The organism is Ralstonia sp. RRA (genome assembly GCF_037023145.1).
Lineage (GTDB): Bacteria > Pseudomonadota > Gammaproteobacteria > Burkholderiales > Burkholderiaceae > Ralstonia.
Map to the genome: position 1 here is coordinate 1,252,644 of NZ_CP146092.1, position 18,458 is coordinate 1,271,101.

The 18,458-nt window shown below is 63.7% G+C and carries 16 protein-coding genes and 2 pseudogenes; 3 read left to right on the plus strand and 15 right to left on the minus strand.

What is annotated here, in order from left to right; all coding sequences use genetic code 11:
• Positions 1-69: 69 nt before the first annotated feature.
• Positions 70-408: pseudogene (locus V6657_RS23690) on the minus strand (formate dehydrogenase accessory sulfurtransferase FdhD); the annotation flags it as partial.
• Positions 409-470: 62 nt separating this feature from the next.
• On the opposite strand from V6657_RS23690, the gene V6657_RS23695 reads away from it, so the two are divergent.
• Positions 471-1,557 (plus strand): IS3 family transposase gene (locus V6657_RS23695; protein WP_237433453.1). Its coding sequence is split into 2 segments (ribosomal slippage): positions 471-724 and positions 723-1,557, totalling 1,089 coding nucleotides; the frame shifts between segments, so codons are not numbered across the junction.
• A 38-nt stretch (positions 1,558-1,595) separates the two neighbouring features.
• On the opposite strand, the pseudogene V6657_RS23700 reads toward V6657_RS23695, so the two are convergent.
• The 4 genes and pseudogenes from V6657_RS23700 to V6657_RS23715 all read right to left on the minus strand — a co-directional run.
• Positions 1,596-2,081 (minus strand): annotated as a pseudogene (locus V6657_RS23700) (formate dehydrogenase accessory sulfurtransferase FdhD); the annotation flags it as partial.
• Complete coding sequence (locus V6657_RS23705) at positions 2,078-2,323, minus strand: hypothetical protein (RefSeq protein WP_048935929.1); 246 nt, start codon at positions 2,321-2,323, stop codon at positions 2,078-2,080. The pseudogene V6657_RS23700 and the gene V6657_RS23705, both read right to left, overlap by 4 nt.
• The gene (locus tag V6657_RS23710) at positions 2,323-4,662 is read right to left on the minus strand and encodes an FdhF/YdeP family oxidoreductase (RefSeq protein WP_048935930.1); all 2,340 of its coding nucleotides are present in this window, start codon (positions 4,660-4,662) and stop codon (positions 2,323-2,325) included. Before V6657_RS23710 ends, V6657_RS23705 begins: the two co-directional genes overlap by 1 nt.
• A 27-nt stretch (positions 4,663-4,689) precedes the next feature.
• Positions 4,690-6,345 (minus strand): OFA family MFS transporter, encoded by a 1,656-nt coding sequence (locus tag V6657_RS23715; protein WP_048935931.1) that lies wholly within the window; start codon positions 6,343-6,345, stop codon positions 4,690-4,692.
• Between the two features lie 359 nt (positions 6,346-6,704).
• Here V6657_RS23715 and V6657_RS23720 point away from each other — a divergent pair, with 359 nt between their 5' ends.
• Positions 6,705-8,117: an APC family permease gene (locus tag V6657_RS23720; protein ID WP_048935932.1), complete on the plus strand. Its 1,413-nt coding sequence runs from the start codon at positions 6,705-6,707 to the stop codon at positions 8,115-8,117.
• Here the strand turns inward: V6657_RS23720 and V6657_RS23725 are convergent.
• From V6657_RS23725 to V6657_RS23745, 5 genes are all read right to left on the minus strand, one after another.
• The gene (locus tag V6657_RS23725; RefSeq protein WP_248694641.1) at positions 8,114-8,617 is read right to left on the minus strand and encodes an Hpt domain-containing protein; all 504 of its coding nucleotides are present in this window, start codon (positions 8,615-8,617) and stop codon (positions 8,114-8,116) included. The genes V6657_RS23720 and V6657_RS23725 overlap by 4 nt on opposite strands.
• Positions 8,618-8,729: 112 nt before the next feature.
• The gene (locus V6657_RS23730; RefSeq protein ID WP_048935933.1) at positions 8,730-11,825 is read right to left on the minus strand and encodes a CusA/CzcA family heavy metal efflux RND transporter; all 3,096 of its coding nucleotides are present in this window, start codon (positions 11,823-11,825) and stop codon (positions 8,730-8,732) included.
• A 2-nt stretch (positions 11,826-11,827) separates the two neighbouring features.
• Positions 11,828-12,988 carry an efflux RND transporter periplasmic adaptor subunit gene (locus V6657_RS23735; protein ID WP_048935934.1) on the minus strand — a complete coding sequence of 387 codons (1,161 nt, stop codon included), beginning with the start codon at positions 12,986-12,988 and terminating at the stop codon, positions 11,828-11,830.
• Positions 12,989-12,992: 4 nt separating this feature from the next.
• A complete protein-coding gene (locus tag V6657_RS23740) occupies positions 12,993-14,387 on the minus strand; it encodes a TolC family protein (protein ID WP_171017993.1) in 1,395 nt (464 codons plus the stop codon).
• Positions 14,388-14,551: 164 nt separating this feature from the next.
• A complete protein-coding gene (locus V6657_RS23745) occupies positions 14,552-14,938 on the minus strand; it encodes a MerR family transcriptional regulator (protein ID WP_182570815.1) in 387 nt (128 codons plus the stop codon).
• Between the two features lie 84 nt (positions 14,939-15,022).
• Between V6657_RS23745 and V6657_RS23750 the strand changes: the two genes are divergently transcribed.
• Positions 15,023-15,445 (plus strand): hypothetical protein, encoded by a 423-nt coding sequence (locus tag V6657_RS23750; RefSeq protein WP_048936037.1) that lies wholly within the window; start codon positions 15,023-15,025, stop codon positions 15,443-15,445.
• Here V6657_RS23750 and V6657_RS23755 read toward each other — a convergent pair.
• From V6657_RS23755 to V6657_RS23775, 5 genes are all read right to left on the minus strand, one after another.
• On the minus strand, positions 15,442-15,879 hold the full coding sequence (locus V6657_RS23755; protein ID WP_048936038.1) for a BON domain-containing protein: 438 nt from the start codon (positions 15,877-15,879) through the stop codon (positions 15,442-15,444). The two genes, V6657_RS23750 and V6657_RS23755, sit on opposite strands and share 4 nt — an antisense overlap.
• A gap of 83 nt (positions 15,880-15,962) precedes the next feature.
• A complete protein-coding gene (locus tag V6657_RS23760) occupies positions 15,963-16,448 on the minus strand; it encodes a DoxX family protein (protein WP_048936039.1) in 486 nt (161 codons plus the stop codon).
• A complete protein-coding gene (locus V6657_RS23765) occupies positions 16,445-17,215 on the minus strand; it encodes a DNA-binding domain-containing protein (RefSeq protein ID WP_048936040.1) in 771 nt (256 codons plus the stop codon). The genes V6657_RS23760 and V6657_RS23765 overlap by 4 nt, the downstream gene beginning before the upstream one ends.
• Entirely contained in the window at positions 17,202-18,071 is an 870-nt protein-coding gene (locus tag V6657_RS23770) for a DUF692 domain-containing protein (RefSeq protein ID WP_048936078.1), read from the minus strand. The genes V6657_RS23765 and V6657_RS23770 overlap by 14 nt, the downstream gene beginning before the upstream one ends.
• 28 nt (positions 18,072-18,099) lie before the next feature.
• On the minus strand, positions 18,100-18,366 hold the full coding sequence (locus tag V6657_RS23775; protein ID WP_048936041.1) for a DUF2282 domain-containing protein: 267 nt from the start codon (positions 18,364-18,366) through the stop codon (positions 18,100-18,102).
• Positions 18,367-18,458: the final 92 nt, after the last annotated feature.

Consider the following 18,458-nt stretch of genomic DNA (forward strand, 5'->3'; position numbering starts at 1 on the left):
CGCTTCGACCAAGCCCAATCCATCTACGCCGATACCGCTAAAGCCGTGCTTGCGGAACCCTCAGCCGGTTCAGGCGAAGCGCGTCACAGCATCGCCCCGGCAGAACGCCAGTAGCGTGAGGTTTCCAGCCTTCGCATGGCGGATGGCCAGCGATGACGGCGCGGAGATTGTCGCCAGCAGCGGTGCACCCACGTGCACACACTTGCGTGCCAGCTCAAAGCTCGCACGGCTGCTCATGATGATGAAACCGTCTGCAGGGCGGATGCCCAATCGCACCAATCGGCCAATCAATTTGTCGAGCGCGTTGTGGCGGCCGACATCTTCCAGCACGTGCAGTGGCACGTCGCCTTGCGACGGAACCCAGCCGGCCGCATGCAGACCGCCCGTCAGCGCGTTGAAGGGTTGGTAATACCCCCTGAAATCCACCGCTGGGAGAAGTAGAATTTTCTCGTTAAGAGGGAGTTCTGCAGATGAAGAAGTCGAGATTCACAGATAGCCAGATATTGGAGGCGCTCAAGCGCGCGGAGGCTGGGCTTGCGGTGCCGGAGCTATGCCGGGAACTGGGCATCAGTTCGGCAACGTTCTACAAATGGCGCTCGAAGTACGGCGGGATGGACGCGTCGATGATGTCGCGCATGAAGGAGCTCGAGGCGGAGAATGCCCGGCTGCGCAAGATGTACATCGAGGAGAAGCTCAAGGCTGAGATTGCCTCGGAGGCGCTGCAAAAAAGTTCTGAAGCCATCTCGCCGGCGCGAGATGGCAAAGCAGGTTGTGCAACAGCGCCGCGTGTCAATTCGTGTGGCGTGCACAGTGTTCGGCATCAGCGAGTCGTGCTACCGATACGAGGCGAAGTTGAACACGGAGAACGAAGAGATTGCAGACTGGCTGATGCGTATCACGGGCTGTCATCGCAACTGGGGCTTTCTGCTGTGCTATTACTACTTGCGTAACGTGCAGGGATTCGGGTGGAACCACAAGCGCATCTACCGGATTTATCGGGAGCTGGAGCTGAACCTGCGCATCAAGCCGAAGAAACGCTTGGTGCGCGAAACGCCGCAGCCGCTGTCGGTGCCGCATGCCATCAACGAAGTGTGGTCAATGGACTTCATGCATGACCAGCTCGTTGACGGGCGCAGCATCCGGACGCTGAACGTGATTGATGATTTCAACCGCGAGGCGCTGGGCATTGAGGTGGATTTCTCGCTGCCGTCCGAGCGGGTGATTCGCACGCTGGAGCAGCACATGGAATGGCGTGGCAAGCCGAAGGTAATTCGTTGTGACAACGGCCCAGAATACCTGAGCACAGCCATCGTGACTTGGACGCAGAAGCTAGGTATACGGCTGGAATACATTGAGCCGGGCAAGCCGCAACAGAACGCGTACATCGAACGGTTCAATCGGACCGCGCGATACGAATGGCTCTCGCAATATCTGTGGGAAGACCTGGAGCAGGTTCGGCAGGCAGCGGCCGACTGGATGTGGACTTACAATCACGAGCGCCCAAATATGGCATTGGGCGGCTTTACCCCGAAGCAGCGGCTGGCCATGGCCGCTTAGTTTCTACTTCTGCCGACTGTGGAAAACGGGGGCATTACCGGTTGATGTGCGGTCATTGCGTTCAACGCATCCAGCACCTGCGCCTCAGTCAACGTGTCGACCCAAGCCGGACGCATGAGCGGCATCGGCGTTTCATCAAAGGTCTGCAGGCTTTCGATGCCGCACAGGCCGCACCCCGTGGGGCCGGCCAGTGCGCGGCGGCGTTCCTTCAAGCGTGCGAAGCAGCCAGTGGCAATCTCTGCGTGCACCTCGATCCCGGGCGCATGTGCTGCGACATCGGCGCCGCGCCAGTCGGCACGGCTGTCAATGATGCCTTCCGACAGCGCGAAGCCCAGCGCAAAGTCTTCCAGATCCATCGGCGACGCCATCATCACGGCATGTGTGATGCCGTTGAAGACGAGTGCCACAGGCGCTTCGTCTGCGACAACGGTGGCGGCGTCTTCATGCGTGCCGGCACGTGTGCGCCGCGTCGCCGAGGTGGAGACGACGGGCAGGCCGGCAGGGTGGCGGGTGAGGGCGGTCATGCGGTGGTACTCGGTACAGCGCGGCCGGCATCGAGCAGCACGACCAGCCAGCGTGTGTCATCCATGGTGACGCGCAACAGGCCCGCATCGGCCAGCGGATGCAACGCGCGCAGCACGGTGCTGGCGCGTTCTCCCACGCGTTTGGTCAGCCAGGGCAGCGACACCAGTTTGCCCGGTTCGGTCTCGTGCAGTGCCGCGAGCAGCGCAAGCTGCAGCGCAGACCACGCCGGTTCGTTGGACATCAGGCTTCGGCCGAGGTGGCCGCCTGCGCGTCGGCGGTGCGTTCAACCTGGCTCGGCACCAGCATCACCGGAATCGACTTGGACGTCGGTGTACGTGCCTGATCGGCCACGGCAGAGAGCGGCACCAGCGGGTTGGTCTCCGGGTAGTACGCCGCAAGGCACCCGCGCGGGATGTCATACGCCACCAGACGGAAGCCATCAGCACGGCGCGTGGTGCCATCGTCGGACAGCGTCACCATGTCCACCCACTCGCCATCCTTCATGCGGATGGTGTGCAGGTCTTCCTTGTTGATGAAGACCACGCGGCGCTGGCCGAACACGCCGCGGTAGCGGTCGTCCATGCCGTAGATGGTGGTGTTGTACTGGTCGTGCGAGCGCACCGTGGCCAGCGTGAAGACGGTGGCATCGGCATGGCGCTCGCGGGCGCGGTGGACGGGCGTGTCGGTCGGGATGCCGTGCGTGTGGAATTCCGCCTTGCCAGACGGCGTGTTCCAGACGCGCTCCGATGCGGTGTTGCGCAGGCGGAAGCCACCCGGCACGCGGATTTTCTCGTTAAAGCCCGCAAAGTCATCAAACACGGCTTCGATGCGCTCGCGGATACGGTCATAGTCTTCGACCAGCCAGCGCCAGGGGATGGTGCTCTCGGGTAACGTTGCCTCGGCCAGCCGCGCCACGATGGCGGGCTCCGACAGCAGATGCGGCGATGCCGGCGGATTGATGCCCGCCGACATGTGCACCATGCTCATCGAATCTTCCACCGTCACGCCTTGCGTGCCACCGGCTTGCTGGTCGACTTCAGTCCGGCCTAGGCAAGGCAGGATCAGCGCGGCCTTGCCGTGCACGATGTGGCTGCGGTTGAGCTTGGTGGTCACGTGCACGGTCAGGTCGCACTGGCGCAGGCCGGCCCACGTCGCAGCGGTGTCCGGCGTGGCCGCGGCAAAGTTGCCGCCCATGGCAAAGAACACGCGCCCCGCGCCGTTGCGCATCGCTTCGATGGCACCGACGGTGTCATAGCCATGTTCGCGCGGCACGTTGAAGCCAAACACCTTTTCCAGCCGATCGAGAAACGCGGGTGCGGGCTTCTCGTAGATGCCCATTGTCCGGTCGCCCTGCACGTTGCTATGGCCGCGCACCGGGCACGCGCCGGCGCCCGGGCGGCCGATGTTGCCGCGCAGGAGCAGCAGGTTGACGATCATCTGGATGGTCGCCACCGAGTGCTTGTGCTGCGTGATCCCCATGCCCCAGCAAGCGATCACGCTGCCGGCCTTGAGGTACGTATCGCCGGCCTGGCGGATTTCGTTTTCCGGCAGGCCTGATTCGGCTTCGATGGTCGCCCACGATTCGGCGCGTACATCGGCGGCAAAGGCGTCGAAGCCACCGGTGTGCTGGGCGATGAACGCGTGGTCGATGATGGCGGGTTCGCCGCGGCTGCGCGCCACGTCATCGCGCTCGATCACATGTTTGATGATGCCCTTGACCGTTGCCAGATCACCGCCGATGCGCACCTGGTGGTACTCGGTGCTGATGCGGGTGGAGCCCAGCGTCAGCATCTCGATCTTGCTTTGCGGATCGGCAAAGCGTTCCAGCCCGCGCTCGCGCAGCGGGTTGAATGACACGATCTTCGCGCCACGCTTGGACGCCTCGCGCAGCTCACCGAGCATGCGCGGGTGGTTCGTCCCCGGGTTCTGGCCGAAGATGAAGATGGCATCAGCCTTGGTGAAATCGTCGAGCGTGACGGTGCCCTTGCCGACGCCGATGCTGCCCCGCATGCCCGTGCCGGAAGGCTCGTGGCACATGTTGGAGCAGTCGGGGAAATTGTTCGTGCCATATGCACGCACGAACAATTGGTAGAGGAAGGCCGCTTCATTGCTGGTGCGGCCCGAGGTATAGAAGATCGCCTGGTTCGGATCGGGCAGCGCGCGCAGGTGCTGTGCGATCAGCGCGAAGGCGGCGTCCCATTCGATCGGGACGTATTTGTCGCTGGTAGCGTCATAGACCATCGGGTGCGTCAGGCGCCCTTGGTCTTCCAGCGCGTAGTCGGACCACTCGGCCAGTTCGCGCACGGTGTGCTGCGCGAAGAACTCGGGCGTGGTGCGGCGCGACGTGGCTTCAGCAGCCACGGCCTTCACGCCGTTCTCGCAAAATTCGAATGTGGAGGCGTGGTCACGATCAGGCCATGCGCAGCCGGGGCAGTCGAAGCCGTCAGGCTGGTTGGCCGACAGCATCGTCTTGGCGCCCTTGGCGGCGATGCCCTGCGACAGCAGTTGATGCGCAACGCTTTTAAGCGCGCCCCAGCCACCGGCCGGATGACGGTAAAACTCGATTTTCTGATGCTTCATGACGGCGCGGTGGCTTGATTTCAGGCGTTAAGAGAACAGAACAGCAGCTTTTTGGAGTGTAATCCAAACCCCCCAGCCCAACGGCAGGCCAACGGCCGCCCAGGCCAGCACCACAGCCACGGCGGAACCCGGATGGGCCTTCCATTCCAGCGATGTTTCCGGCGCCGTCACCGACGGCGTCAGGCTCTTGGCTGCCACTGCATGGCGTTGCGCGTCGAGTTGTGCGTCGGTCATGAAGTGCTTCGCGTTCACCGGGCGTACCAGCAGGTTGCAGATAAAGCCCAAGACCAGCAGACCGGCCAGGATCATCATCGTGATGTCGTACACGGCAGCGCGTTCCACGCCATGGGCAATCTGGTACTCACGCAGATAGTTCACCAGTACCGGGCCCAGGATGCCGGCGGTCGACCACGCGGTCAGCAGGCGACCGTGGATGGCGCCCACCATTTGCGTGCCGAACATGTCAGCCAGGTAGGCCGGCACGGTGGCAAAGCCGCCACCATACATTGACAGGATCACGCAGAACGCCAGCGCGAACAGCGCGATGTTGCCGGTGTGCGAAGTCCACGGAATCGACGCATACAGCACGAAGCCCAGCACGAAGAAGATCGCGTAGGTCATCTTGCGGCCCAGGCGGTCCGACAGCGACGCCCAGAAGAAACGGCCGCCGATGTTGAATAGACTCAGCAGCCCCGTAAAGCCGGCAGCGATGGCGGCGATCTGGCCCTTCTGTGCAGCGGTCAGCTCGGTGAAGGCCGTGGTCGCGCCCAGCAGCTTGCCGCCAAACACTTCCTGCAGCAGCGGCGAGGCCATGCCCAGTACGCCAATGCCGGCCGATACGTTCAGGCACAGCACGGCCCAGATCAGCCAGAACTGCGGCGTCTTCAGTGCCTCGTTCACGTGCACATGGCGCTGCGTGACCATGGTGTCCTTCGCCTTGGCAGGCGAGGGCGCCCAGCCGGCCGGCTTCCAGCCAGTGGGCGGCACGCGGTAGCCCAGGGCACCGGCCATCATGAACACGAAGTAGATGCCGGCCAGCACGATAAACGTTTGCGCGACACCCACGGAATCCGGCGTGGCAAACAGCTTCATCAGGCGGTCAGCCAGCGGCGCACCGATCATCGCGCCGCCGCCAAAGCCCATGATGGCCATGCCCGTGGCCATGCCGCGCTTGTCCGGAAACCATTTGATCAGCGTCGATACGGGTGAAATGTAGCCCAGCCCGAGGCCAATGCCGCCGATCACGCCGGAGCCGACCCACAGCAGCCAGAGCTGATGCATTTGGATACCGAGTGCCGAGATCAGCAGGCCGCCGCACCAGCACACCGCCGACACGACACCGGCCTTGCGCGGGCCGACGCGTTCCAGCCAGCCGCCCCACAGCGCAGCAGACAGGCCGAGGAAGACGAAGAACAACGTGAACATCCAGCCCAAGCTGGAAATGCGCCAGTCGCAGGTGGTGGTGAACAGCTCAGCGATCAGCGAGATATCGGCGCCGCAGGTTTGCGGCTTGGCAATGCCCAGTGCACGCCCGAGCGGCAGCCAGAAAACGGAAAAGCCATAGGCCATGCCGATGCACAGATGGATGGCCAAGGCGGCCGGCGGAACCAGCCAGCGGTTGAACCCCACCGCGGCGATGGTGCGCTCGCGCGAAAAAAATGGATGCAGTACAGCTTCGGACATCGAAATCCCCCCGGATGCGTTGATGTGCCTGGTTGCTACGGTATGAAGTGAGTTGGCCGGACCAGTCATGGCTGGTACGTACCCGCCGGCTGCAGAGGGACTGCGCCGACGTTGCCCGCGAAGATAGTGATGAGCCCTGTTCTAAATCAATAGTTGTAGAAATCCGTTGTATTGCGGGATAAGCAACATACAGCCTAATCAAGTGATTTATGTGACCAGAAACATAAATAGTCCTGAGGAATGGCATTGCTGATGCCCGGTTGGTGCTTGACATCAAATCGGTTGGTGTTGTGGCTAGGAGCGCCAATACTGCAATTGAAGACAGGCAGTGCCTGAGCAGCCGGACAACGGAGGTGGCGATGACGACGCGTACAACGGATACGCCAGCGCAGCCGGAGCAGGCAGGGCTCGATGCACACGCTTTGGGCGTCGGCGAATCCGTTGTGATGGGCGTAGCGGGCACCGCGCCCGCCTTCAGTATTGCCGCCACCACGGCTACGCTGATTGCGGCAGTCGGCGCGCTCACGCCCGCAAGCCTGCTGTACTGCGGGCTGATCATGTTTGGTGTGACCTTTGCCTACCTGCACCTGAATCGCATCAACCCGCACGCAGGCGCGGCGTATGCCTGGGTGGGCGCCATCTTCAACCGCACGCTGGGCTTCTTTGCCGGCTGGGCACTGCTGGTGGCCTCTGGCGTGTTCATGGTGTCGGGCACGATCCCGGCGGCAACCGCCACGCTCACGCTGGTGGCGCCGTCGCTGGCCGACCAGCCCGCCGTGGTCACGCTGGTGGCTGCCGCGTGGCTGCTGGTGGTGAGCGCCGTCATCATCAAAGGCATCAAGCTGACGAGCTATTCGCAAGTCGCCATGACGGTGGTGGAGACCGTCATCCTGATTGCGCTGATTGCGTTGGCGGTGTCGAAGTTCGGTGCGCACCCGGCGCATGCGTTGTCGTGGGCTTGGCTGTCACCGGGCGCATTCACGCCGCAGCTTTTCGCCACGGGGGCGCTCACGGCCTTGTTCTTCTTCTGGGGCTGGGATGTGACCGTCAACCTGACGGAAGAAACACGCGACGCCAATCACGCACCGGGCCGCGGCGCGTTGTGGGCCATGGTGATCGTGCTGGCGCTGTTCATGGGTTTTGCCGCCGTGATCCTGCTCGTGCTGAGCGATGCAGAAATCGAGCAATCCAGCACCAACGTCATCTTTGCCGTGGCCGACAAGCTATTGCCGCGCCCATGGAGCTACGTGGCCGTGGTGGCCGTCATGCTCAGCACGATCGGCACGCTGGAGACCTCCATCCTGCAGTTCACGCGCACGCTCTACGCCAAGGGGCGCGACGGCATGCTGCACGCACGCTATGCTCGGCTGCACAAGACCTGGCACACGCCGTGGATGGCCACGGCCGTCATCTCCACGATTGGGCTGGTGCTGCTGTTTGGTGCGTCGTTCTTTCCGAGCATCAACGCGATCATCAAGGATTCGGTCAATGCCATCGGCTTTCAGGTGGCGTTCTACTACGGGCTAGCCGGCTTTGCCTGTGCGTGGCACTCCCGGCGCGATGCGCTGCGCTCGGTGTTTGATGCAGTGTTTCTGGTGCTGTGGCCGTTGGGTAGTGCGCTGTTCTTGTGGTTCATTGCGGCCTACAGCGTGCCGACGTTCGATTGGGCGACCAACCTGATCGGCCTGGGCGGCATTGCAATCGGTGTCGTGCCGCTGCTGCTCAACCGGAGGCTGGCCGAGCGCAATGGCCGCCTGGCTGGCAACCCTTAGCCGGCAACTGCCGAGTTCGGCCAGGTGCAGCGGCTGATCTGCTGGCGGAACTCATCTGCCAGCGCAGACAGATGCGTGAAGCTCGATTGCATTTCCGCCGCGCGCTCGTGATACGGCCCCACGCTTTGCGCAACGCGCTCAATGGCGCGCGCGGCATCGCCGATGGCCAGGTGCCCCAGCATGCGAGACGAGCCCACGATGCGATGCGAGGCCTCGATGATCTCTGCATCCACGCCACCGTGCAGGGCCTTCTCCAGGTTGGCGAGGTCCTGCTCGACTGTCTCGGTAAACAAGTCGACGATGAAGCGCCACTGCTGCAGGTCGAGCCCGAACAGCTCGGTCAGTGTGCTGATGACCTGCGGGGGGAGCAGGCCGGCGATGATGGCGTGACTGGCCTCGTCGGAAGCGGGGGCTGCGGGCGTGTCGCGGAAGGGCTGCATGGCGTGGCGCGTGGATTTGGGCTCGAACCACACTTTGCGTGCCGGGCCGGCTTGCAGCAATGAGATTCGTCCGATTTGGGTGCGGCCAGGGACAAACGTGCAGACCCCAAAAACAAATCGGGCGTACCGCTTGTGAGGCGATACGCCCGACCGGGCTGTGAGCGCTTGGGGCTCAGGGCAGCATGGCGGCAGTCGGCGTGACGTCCGGCTCGCGCGGCGGCGTGCCGCGATTGCGGTGCGCCCACGTGAACACCACCGGCAGCACCAGCAGCGTGAGGATCGTCGTCGTCACCATGCCGCCGACAATCACCAGCGCCAGCGGGCGTTGCGCTTCGGAGCCGATGCTGTGCGACAGCGCCGCCGGCAGCAGGCCCAGGCCCGCCAGCATGGCCGTCATGATGACGGGGCGCAAGCGCAACGCGGCACCCTCTACCGTCGCTTCATGCAGGTTCTCGGAGTGCGCCAGGCGGTTGACGTACGAGATCAGAATCACCCCGTCCTGAATGGCGATCCCGAATAGCGACAGGAAGCCGATACCCGCCGAGATCGACAGCGTCTCGTTGGCGATATGCAGCGCCAGCAACCCGCCGATAGCAGCAAACGGCACGTTCAGCACCACCATCAGCGCGTCTTTGAAGTTGCCGAACGTGCTGTACAGCAGCAGGAAGATCACCAGGATCGTCAGCGGCACGATCACCATCAGCTTGCCCTGGGCGACCTTCATCTCGTTGAACTGGCCGTCCCACTTGACGGTGTAGCCCTCGGGCAGCTTGACGTTGTTGCCAACCATGCGCTGCGCCTCGTCTACTGCACTGCCGAGGTCACGCCCACGCACACCGAACTTGATGGCGATGTAGCGCTTGCCTTCTTCGCGGTAGATGAAGAACGGGCCGTCGGTCATCTGCACCTTGGCGATCATCGACAGCGGGATGTGCTGGCCATCAGGCGTGTCGATCAACAGCTCGCGGATGGCGTCGTACGAGGCACGCGACTGCTGGTTCAGGCGCACTGCCAGCCCGAACGATTTCTCGCCTTCCAGGATCTGCGTGACCGGCGAGCCGCCAATGGCGTACTGCACCAGGTTTTGCACGTCGCTCACGTTGATGTTGAAGCGCGCGGCGGCCTGGCGGTCGATCGATACGTTCAGCGTTGGCTGACCCAGCTCGCGGAAGATGCCCACGTCCACCAGACCCTGCACCTTCTTGAGCTGTGCCTGGATTTCGGTGGCCTTGGCCTCGAGCATGTCGAGGTCGTTGCCAAACAGCTTGACCGAGTTCTCGCCCTTCACGCCCGAGAGCGCCTCATCCACGTTGTCTTGGATGTACTGCGAGAAGTTGTATTCGATGCCCGGAATCTTCTCCAGATGCTTGGCCAGACGTTCAACCAGATGCGTCTTGGTCACGCCGGGGCCCCACTTGTCAGGCGACGAGAAGTACAGGCCGTACTCCTGATTGAACACGCCGGTGGAGTCGGTGCCGTCGTCCGGCCGGCCGATCTGTACCGAAACCTTCTGGATTTCCGGCTGCTTGGCGAAGTACGTGCGCAGGTCGTTGGCCACCGAGGCGGAGTAGTTCAGGTCCACCGTATTCGGCAGCGTGATGCGCAGCCACAGGTTGTTTTCTTCCAGCGTTGGCAGGAACTCCGTGCCCAGGAAGCTGGCGCTGTACAGCGTCAGGCCCAGTGCGGCGAGGGCAGCGGCAAACACCGTTTTCGGGCGCGCGATAAGTTTGCGCAGCAGCGGCTTGTACCAGCGCAGGATCGCACCGACAAAGGCCGGCGAATGCGGATGCAGCGACTTGCCGAACACGAACGACGTGGCGGCCGGCACGAAGGTCAGGCTCAGCACGATCGAGGCCAGCAGCGCAAAGCCCATCGTGAACGCCATCGGCTTGAAGATGATGCCTTCCACACCACCGATGAAGAACAGCGGCGAGTACGCCACGATGATGATGCCCGTGGAGAAGATCATCGCGCGCTGCACTTCGTTGGTGGCCTTGACGATGGCGTCTTCCAGCTTTTCGGCACCTTCTTCCAGGTGACGCATGATGTTTTCCATCACGATCACCGCCGCATCCACAATCACGCCAAAGTCGATCGCGCCCAGCGAGATCAGGTTGGCCGGCACATGGAAGTGCTCCATGTTGATGAACGACACGCACAGTGCCAGCGGAATCACCGCCGCCACAACGGCCGCCGCACGCAGGTTGCCCAGGAACACGAACAGGACAGCCAGTACCAGCGCAATGCCCACCACCAGCGTGTGTTCCACCGTGCCCATGGTGATGTCGAGCAGCACTTGGCGGTCGTAGAACGGCTTGATCTGGATGTCCTTCGGCAGGATGCTGTTGTTCAGCTCGGCAACCTTGTCGCGCACCTTGGCCAGCACCTCGGTGGCATTGGCGTCGCGCTTGAGCAGCACGATGCCTTCCACCACGTCGGGCTGGTCGTTGTACTGCACCATGCCCAGGCGCTGCACGTTGCCGACTTCCACCTCGGCAATGTCACGCACGCGCACCGGCACGCCGTTGTTGGCGTTGACCACCACGTTGCGGATGTCTTCCACCGTCTGCAGCAGGCCCACGCCGCGCACCACGAACTGCTGCTCGCCGTCGCGCAGCAGGTTGCCGCCGGTGTTGTTGTTGGCGTTGCCGATGGCCGTGATGAGCTGCGACAGCGTGATGCCATATGACTGCAGCTTCGCCGGCGACGGCACGATGTGGTACTCCTTCACCTTGCCGCCGAAGGAGCTCACGTCCGCCACGCCTTGCACGTGCTTGAGCTCCTTGGTGATGTCGTAGTCCTGGTAGCTCTTGAGCGTGGTGAGATCCACGCCGTCGCCCACCAGGCGGAAGCGCATGATTTCACCCGTGGCGTCGGAGTCTGGGCTCAGGGCAGGTTGGATGCCCGTGGGCAGATTGGCCTGCGCCAGGTACTGCGAGAAGTTCTGCCGTGCCTTGAAGCTGTCGGTGCCTTCCTTGAACTTGAGCGTCACCACCGACAGCCCGAACAGCGACACCGAACGGAACGACTGCACCTCCGGCACGCCAGCCAGTGCGTTTTCAATGGGGATGGTGATCTGCTGCTCGACTTCAGTCGTGCTGCGGCCCGGCCACTGGGTAATGGCCTGTACCGACAGCGGCGCCACGCCCGGATACGCCTGCAGCGGCAGTTCCTTGAACGACAGAATGCCTACCACCAGCAGCGCAATCGCCAGGAAGACGATCAGCAGCCGCCGTTTGAGAATGCCCGCGATCGGGTTGAAGCTCATGCCTACGCCCCCGCCTTCACGATCATTTCATTGAGCAGGGCAGCACCGCGCACCACCACTTGTGATGAGGCATCCAGACCGGCTGTGACCGCAAAGCTGCCATCGGCGCCGGTGTCCTTGCCTTGCACCTGCACGCGCTTGAAATGCGTTGCATCGCTCTGCACGATCACGTAGTAGCTGCCGCGCTCCTTGACCAGCGCGGACTTGGGCACCACCGACGCCAGGCCGCTGCCGATCTGGATGCGCGCGGTCGAATACATCTCGGGGCGTAGCAGGCCATCCGGATTGGGTACGTCGCAGCGGACCGTCAGCGTGTGCGTGGCCGGGTCAATATTCGGGGCGATGAAGCTCACGCGGCCGGTGAAATCGCGGTCGGGGTACGCAGCCGTGTGCAGCGTGATCGGCTGGCCGATGTGCACGCTGGCGATGTCGTTCTCATACAGATTGCCGGTGAACCACAGCTGGCGTGTATCAACGATGCTCATGAACGAGTCGCCCACGTTCAGGAAGGCACCTGGGTCCATGTTGCGCTTGACGATGGTGCCCGAGATGGGCGCGCGCAGCGTCATGTGCTCGGCGGGCGCGCCACGCTTGGCAATCTGCGCGACATCCGCGTCGGTCAGGCCCAATACGTGCAGCCGACCCGCAGCGGATTGCACGGTGGCCTCCGCGTCTTCCTGCAAGTCTTTCATGTTGGAGCCCTTGAGCTGGCGCGCGGTGCTGAGCGCCAGCAGGTACTCCTTCTGGGCAGAGATGAAATCTGGCGAGTACAGCTCCGCCAGCGGCTGGCCTTCCTGCACCAGCGCGCCTTCGAACACCAGGATGCGATCCAGTCGGCCCGCCACGCGGGAAGACGCCAGCTTGGTGCGCTCCGCGTTAAAGGCCAGCTTGCCGGGGCTGGACAGCTCCACCGGCACAGTGCGCTGGCTGACGTGCGCGACCTGCACCTGCTGCGGGTCAAAGCCGCCGGCCGGGATTTCCACGGAATCGGGTTTCGGGCGCGCAGCGGCTGCAGCGGGGGCAGATGCCGCGTTGCTTGCAGGCTTGGCGGTGTCGGCAGCGTTGGGCGACGGGGCGGCGGGCCACTTGCGCCCCACCACTACGCCAACAGCAACAGCGGCAGCCAGGGCAATCACGGCAACGATAGGAGAAAACTTCTTCATGGTCTTATTGAGCTTGAACCGGCGAACGGCCGGTGGCCGCGAGCAATGCGTGATAGGCCTGCAGGGCCGTGGCCTGCGCCTGGGCGACCGCCAGTTCGGCGTTCTTGAGTGCGCCCTGCGCGGTCAGCAGGTCATTGAAATCGGCGTTGTTGCTGGCGTAGTTGGTCATCGTCACGCGATAGGCCGCCAGCGCCTGCGGCAGTTGCCGCTGCTTGTTGAAGTCGAGCTGCGCGAGCGTCTGGCGCAGCGTGTTGTACGAGGTATCGACCGCCAGCAGCGTTTGCTGACGCACGGACACGTCATTGGCCTCGGTGGCGATCTGGCTTTCCACCGCCTGGTTCACGCCGTACTTCTCCTTGGTGAAGAACCAGAAGGGGATGATCAGATCCAGCTCGATCTGGTAGCTGTTCGGGCGCACGCCATACGGCGGGTTGTCGGTTGTGACCGTGGCGATGACCTGGAAGTCAGGCAGGTACGCCTTGCGCGCCAGCGTCACGCTCTTGCGTGCGGCGTCAATCAACTCGGCTGACGCCTTGATCGACGGGTGCTCGCGCAGCGCCTGGTTTTCCAGCTCGGGCAGCGGCTCGTCGGGCAGGCGCACGGATTCATCGTCGGTGCGCAGCTCCAGCGGGAAGCTCGGCTCTTTGCCGATGAGGGTGTTGAGCGTTTGCAGCGTGCTGTCGTACTGGCGCTGCGCGGCAAACAGATCGTTCTGGGCGCTGCTCTGCATGACCTGCGCGTTGAGGAAATCGGCATACGCCGCCGCATTGTTGGCGTAGCGCACGCGCGTGATCTGCTTGACCTGCTCCAGGCGCGTGATGGTCAGCTTTTGCACGTCGATCTGCTTCTGCAGCGAGATCGCCTGGTAATACGTGGTCGAAAGCTGTGCGTAGAGCTGCAGGTACAACGCGTCGGACTGGGCGTTCAGCGATTCGGCCTGTCGGTCGGCAATCTCGGCGGCCAGCGATTTCTTGCCCGGAAACGGAATCTGCTGCGTCAGGTTGTACTGGCTGCCGCCCGCCCGGTTGACTGCCAGCGGAAACCCCTTGGGGATGCTGTTCCAGATGTAGCCGAGCTGCGGGTTGTTGGGCGCGGCCAATTGCGGTGGCACAGACTTGGCCGCCAGATAGGCATGGCGGGCCTGCATGAGCTGCGGATTGTTGCCTTTCAGTTCCTGCAGCAGCTCAACCAGGTTGAAACCAGGGCCGGTCACGCCCGGCACGGCCGACTTGACGGGTGGCATGGTGGCCACAGGCAGGCTGGCGGCAGCCGGCATCGTCGGCATTGGTACCGGTGTGGCCGGCTTTGACGCGCCTGCCCATGCCGCTGTCAGCGGCAGGCTGGTCGCCACGCACAGCGCGGCCCAGGCACGTGGATGGAATGCACCCCAATGTTTCACTGCAGAGACTCCCCTTGAGACGGGAGCGTTTTTACCGACGCGATCTTTCAAGCGCCTTTCATGACTCAGCAAGCCGTCAGGAGGTGGGAAAACGCGAAAAACCGCAGCAAATCGCTCCAAGGCGGCAGTCTGCGTCAGTTATATGACAAGACATGTCGGCCTTCTCACGTTGGCGCAAGTGGGCATGGCAGGCCCAGCCGCGTGGCCAGGGCGTCGCGCATGGCCTGCAGGCTGGCGATGCGGGCGTCGATGCTGGACAGCTTTTCGCGCAGTAGGGCGGTGACTGCGGCATCCGTGTCGGGTTGCTGCCACACCAGGTCCATGCCCTCGCCAATTTCGGCCAGCGTGAAGCCGAGCTGCTGGGCCGTGCGCACGTAGCGCACCAGTTCAACGGTTTCAGGCGGGTAGGCGCGGTAACCGTTGCTGCGTCGCCGCGCGCGGATCAGGCCGCGCGCCTCGTAAAAGCGCAGGCCGTCGCGCGAGACGTCGGTGGCGGCGGCCAGGTCGCCAATGGAAAGATCGTCGGTGCGGGCGGGGAGGGTGGGGGGCATAGGGTCTCGCAACAGAAACGGGCTTGACCTTGGAGCGTACACCAGAGTTTACGGTGATGCTTCTTTCACTTCTGGAGTGTTGCCGTGGTTTCCGAATCGACTTTTCTGCGCATCGTGCGCGCCAGCGCCTGGTACGACCTGATCGTATCCGCACCGTTTGCCACGCCGTGGACGTTCGCGCTGCTGCATCAAGCCTTGAATGTGCTGGCCGGTGCGCTGGGTATCGGCAGCCTGCCGGCGTTCGAGCCGGCGCATCTGCTGATGGCCAACCTGATGGGGTCTGTGGTGTGCGTGTGGTCGGTGCTGCGACTCCGGCAGGCCAGTGTGACGCTGGGCCGTTACGACGCCGTTGCGCGTTGGCTCTTTTCAGCCTGGCAAGCGTTCGCATTGATGTCAGGGGCTACGCTGCTGGTGGTGCCGTTCCTGATCGCGGAGGTGGGTTTCGGGCTGTTGCAGTTGATGCCGGTGGGGCGCGTGCCCGCCCGTACGGGCACGCAACACGCTTAGCGCGCGGCTGGAGCGCTGGCCGGTGCTGCGGGCGGCAGGCCGGCCGGGATCAGCGGGCCGCCGCCGAGCACCTGGCTGCGCGAGAGGATTCGCAGTTGGTTGTCCAACTTGGCCGGATCAACGAAGCGCTTGACGTCTTCGCCCGCGCGGCGCGCCATTTCGGCGGAATCGACCCAGCCGGTGAGGGTGACCTTGCCTTCCGGCGTGGTGTGGATGCGGATCTGGTGGGTATTCAGGGCCGTGTCCTGATCAAGTGCGGCCTTCACCTGATATGACAGCAGGGAGTCGTCGGTCATGCGGGCGCCGGTGCGGTCGGGGCCATCGCCCCAGGCGCATGCCGTCAGCACCGATGCGGCGCCAATTGCTGCCAGTACGCCGATCTGCCGGCGTGGCATACCAGCCCGGACTACCAAGGACAACGAGGGGAAGCGCATCGATGCTCCTGAAAAAATGGCGACAGGCCCACATGATAAGCCTGCCGCCCTGCACCGAAACTGCGCGTCTTATGCTCTGCTGGTCAATATGCGTGACCCGGCGCGGTGGTTTGCTTGCGCTGCCACAGCGTCTGCAACGCCAGCCAGCCCGGCCCAACCGTCGCCACGATCGCGATCAGCACGCCCCATACGAAGTGGAATTCGATGGCCGAGGCGGACAGGTTCGCCCAGTACGACAGCGCGGCCACGACGTTGACGAAGAACAACCCCGCCGCCGCCAGTCGCGGGACGATGCCGATCAGCATCAACGAGGGGAAGACGATTTCGCCAAAGGTGCCCAGCGCCGCTGCCAGCATGGGCGGCAATAGCGGGACCTTGTATTCCTCGGTGAAGAGCAACACGGTGGTGTCCCAGTCGTGCAGCTTGGTCAGGCCCGAGCGGAAGAACACATAGAAGAGGTACGCCCGTGCGATCAGCAAGATGAGCGAGCACAAGCCGCTCTGCGGGCCGGCAAAACGATCGAACACGGCGCGGATGCGCGTGAACGGGGCGAGGGTGGCGGTGTTCATGGCGTGTCTCCGGAGGGGGATGTGGTGTGTGTAGACAGCGCGAGCAGCCCCGCGCGATAGAGACCGGCCAGGCAAGCCGTGAGGTCGAAATCTGCCTGTACAGCCAATGTTTGTGTGAGAGCCGCCTCCAGTGATGGCGTTGCATCGCAGGCTGCGAGAAACGCGGCGGTGCTCGCATCAAGATCGAGCACGACGACGCGGCGGTCTTGCACGGTGACGATCGCTGCTTCGTGCGTATCCAGGCCGATGTTGCTCAACGCGATCGTCGCGTCGGGCTGATGCGCCCGCCAGATCGACACAACCGGCCACGGCGATGCTACATACCAAGCCCCGTCGACGAGACCCGCACGGAGGGTGTCCGCTGGCTGTGCGAGCAGCGTGCCGAGTGCCGCGGCGTCCAGCGCCTGAGGTTGCGCATCGGGCGCGTAGTGCGCCCAGTGCACATGCCATTCCAATCGCGCCACGTCAGCCAGATACGGCACGCTGCCGGCCAGCGGCGATTGCGCAATCACCTCGGGCAAGGCATCGCCATACCGATGCAGGTTGGCCGACGTCGAGCCCTGTACTGCCAGCGTGTCGCGCACGATGGCATCGAAGCAGTCATCGCCAACGAGTGCACGGCAGACCGGATAGGCACCAGCCAATGTGTTGCGCAGGATGGCCAGGCGCGCGTTGCGATAGACGGCCACGCCGCGCGAGTCGTCACTGCCTGTGGGCGGTGCTGTGAGCGTACTGATCAGATGAGCTTCCCAGTCAGGCAGGCGCATGGTCGCTCTCCGTGACTGTGGAACGTGCATGCCGGTCGAGGATGACTTGAGCACGCGCGGCTTCCTGCAGCAGCACCTGCACGGGCGGGATGTCTGCATCCCACTCGATGAGCGTCGGACGTGCACCATGGGTGGCGATCCACGCTTCGTAGATCGCCCAGACCGGCGCATGGACCGGCGCGCTGTGCGTGTCGATCAGCATGCCGTCTTCCACGCTGAAGCCGGCCAGGTGAATCTCACCCACCAGCGCGGGGTCGATGTCGGCCAACACCGATTCGACTGTCACGCCGTGGTTGACGCTGTTGACGTAGAGATTGTTGAGGTCCAGCAGGATGCCGCAGCCGGTGCGGCGCGCGAGTGCAGTCAGGAAGGTGCCTTCGGAGACGGCCTCCTCGGCATCGACCAGCGCGCGGCAATCGATATACGCGGCGATGTTTTCAATCAGCAGCGGCCGCTTGAGAGTGTCCTGCGCGCGCATGACGTTGGCGCACACGAGTTCGAGCGACTCGCGGGAATAGGGCAGGGGCAGCAGGTCGTTGACGACCTGGGCACCGCTGCGGTTAAAGCACAGGTGCTCGGAAATGGCGGCGGGCGCCACGGCATCGGCCAGCGTGGCAATGGCACGCACGTGGTCAATGTCCAGCCCGTCGGCATTGCCGAGCCCCATGCCCACGCCGTGCAGGCTCACGGGCTGGTGCGCCCGTGCGGCCAGCAGCGCGGCGCGGGCCGGGCCGCCATACAGGTAGTTCTCGCTGTGCACTTCCACCCAGGGGAAGCGGGCTTCCTCGTGCAGCAGAGCGGGAAAGTGCGGGGCGCGCAGGCCTGCACCGGCGCACGTGGGTAGAGTGGTCTGCATGGCGGTCACCCGGGTCGTCGGCTGACGCTTACTTGGACGGCGCTTGCATCGTGCCGCCCATCTGCGCGCAGGTGCCGGCCGGCACGTACTTCCACGACATCGGGTCCTTGTCGATCTTCGATTGGCCGGCGCAGGCGTGGGCGCTGCCCGGGCTGGCGCAATCGTTCTGGCCGGCCTTGGCCACGCCGTAACACTTTTCTTTGCCAGCGGCGTCTGCCGCTTGCACCGGAGTCGACAGGGCGCCCAGTACGAGCAGGCTACCCAGGGCGGCGGCGATGATGGCTTGTTGTTTCATTTGCGTTCTCCTTGATTGAGCAGGTGTCTTTTGACCAGCAAAGGCGTGATTGCCTCGCTGTACGGTGCGCTGCGGCAATGCGCAAACGCGTT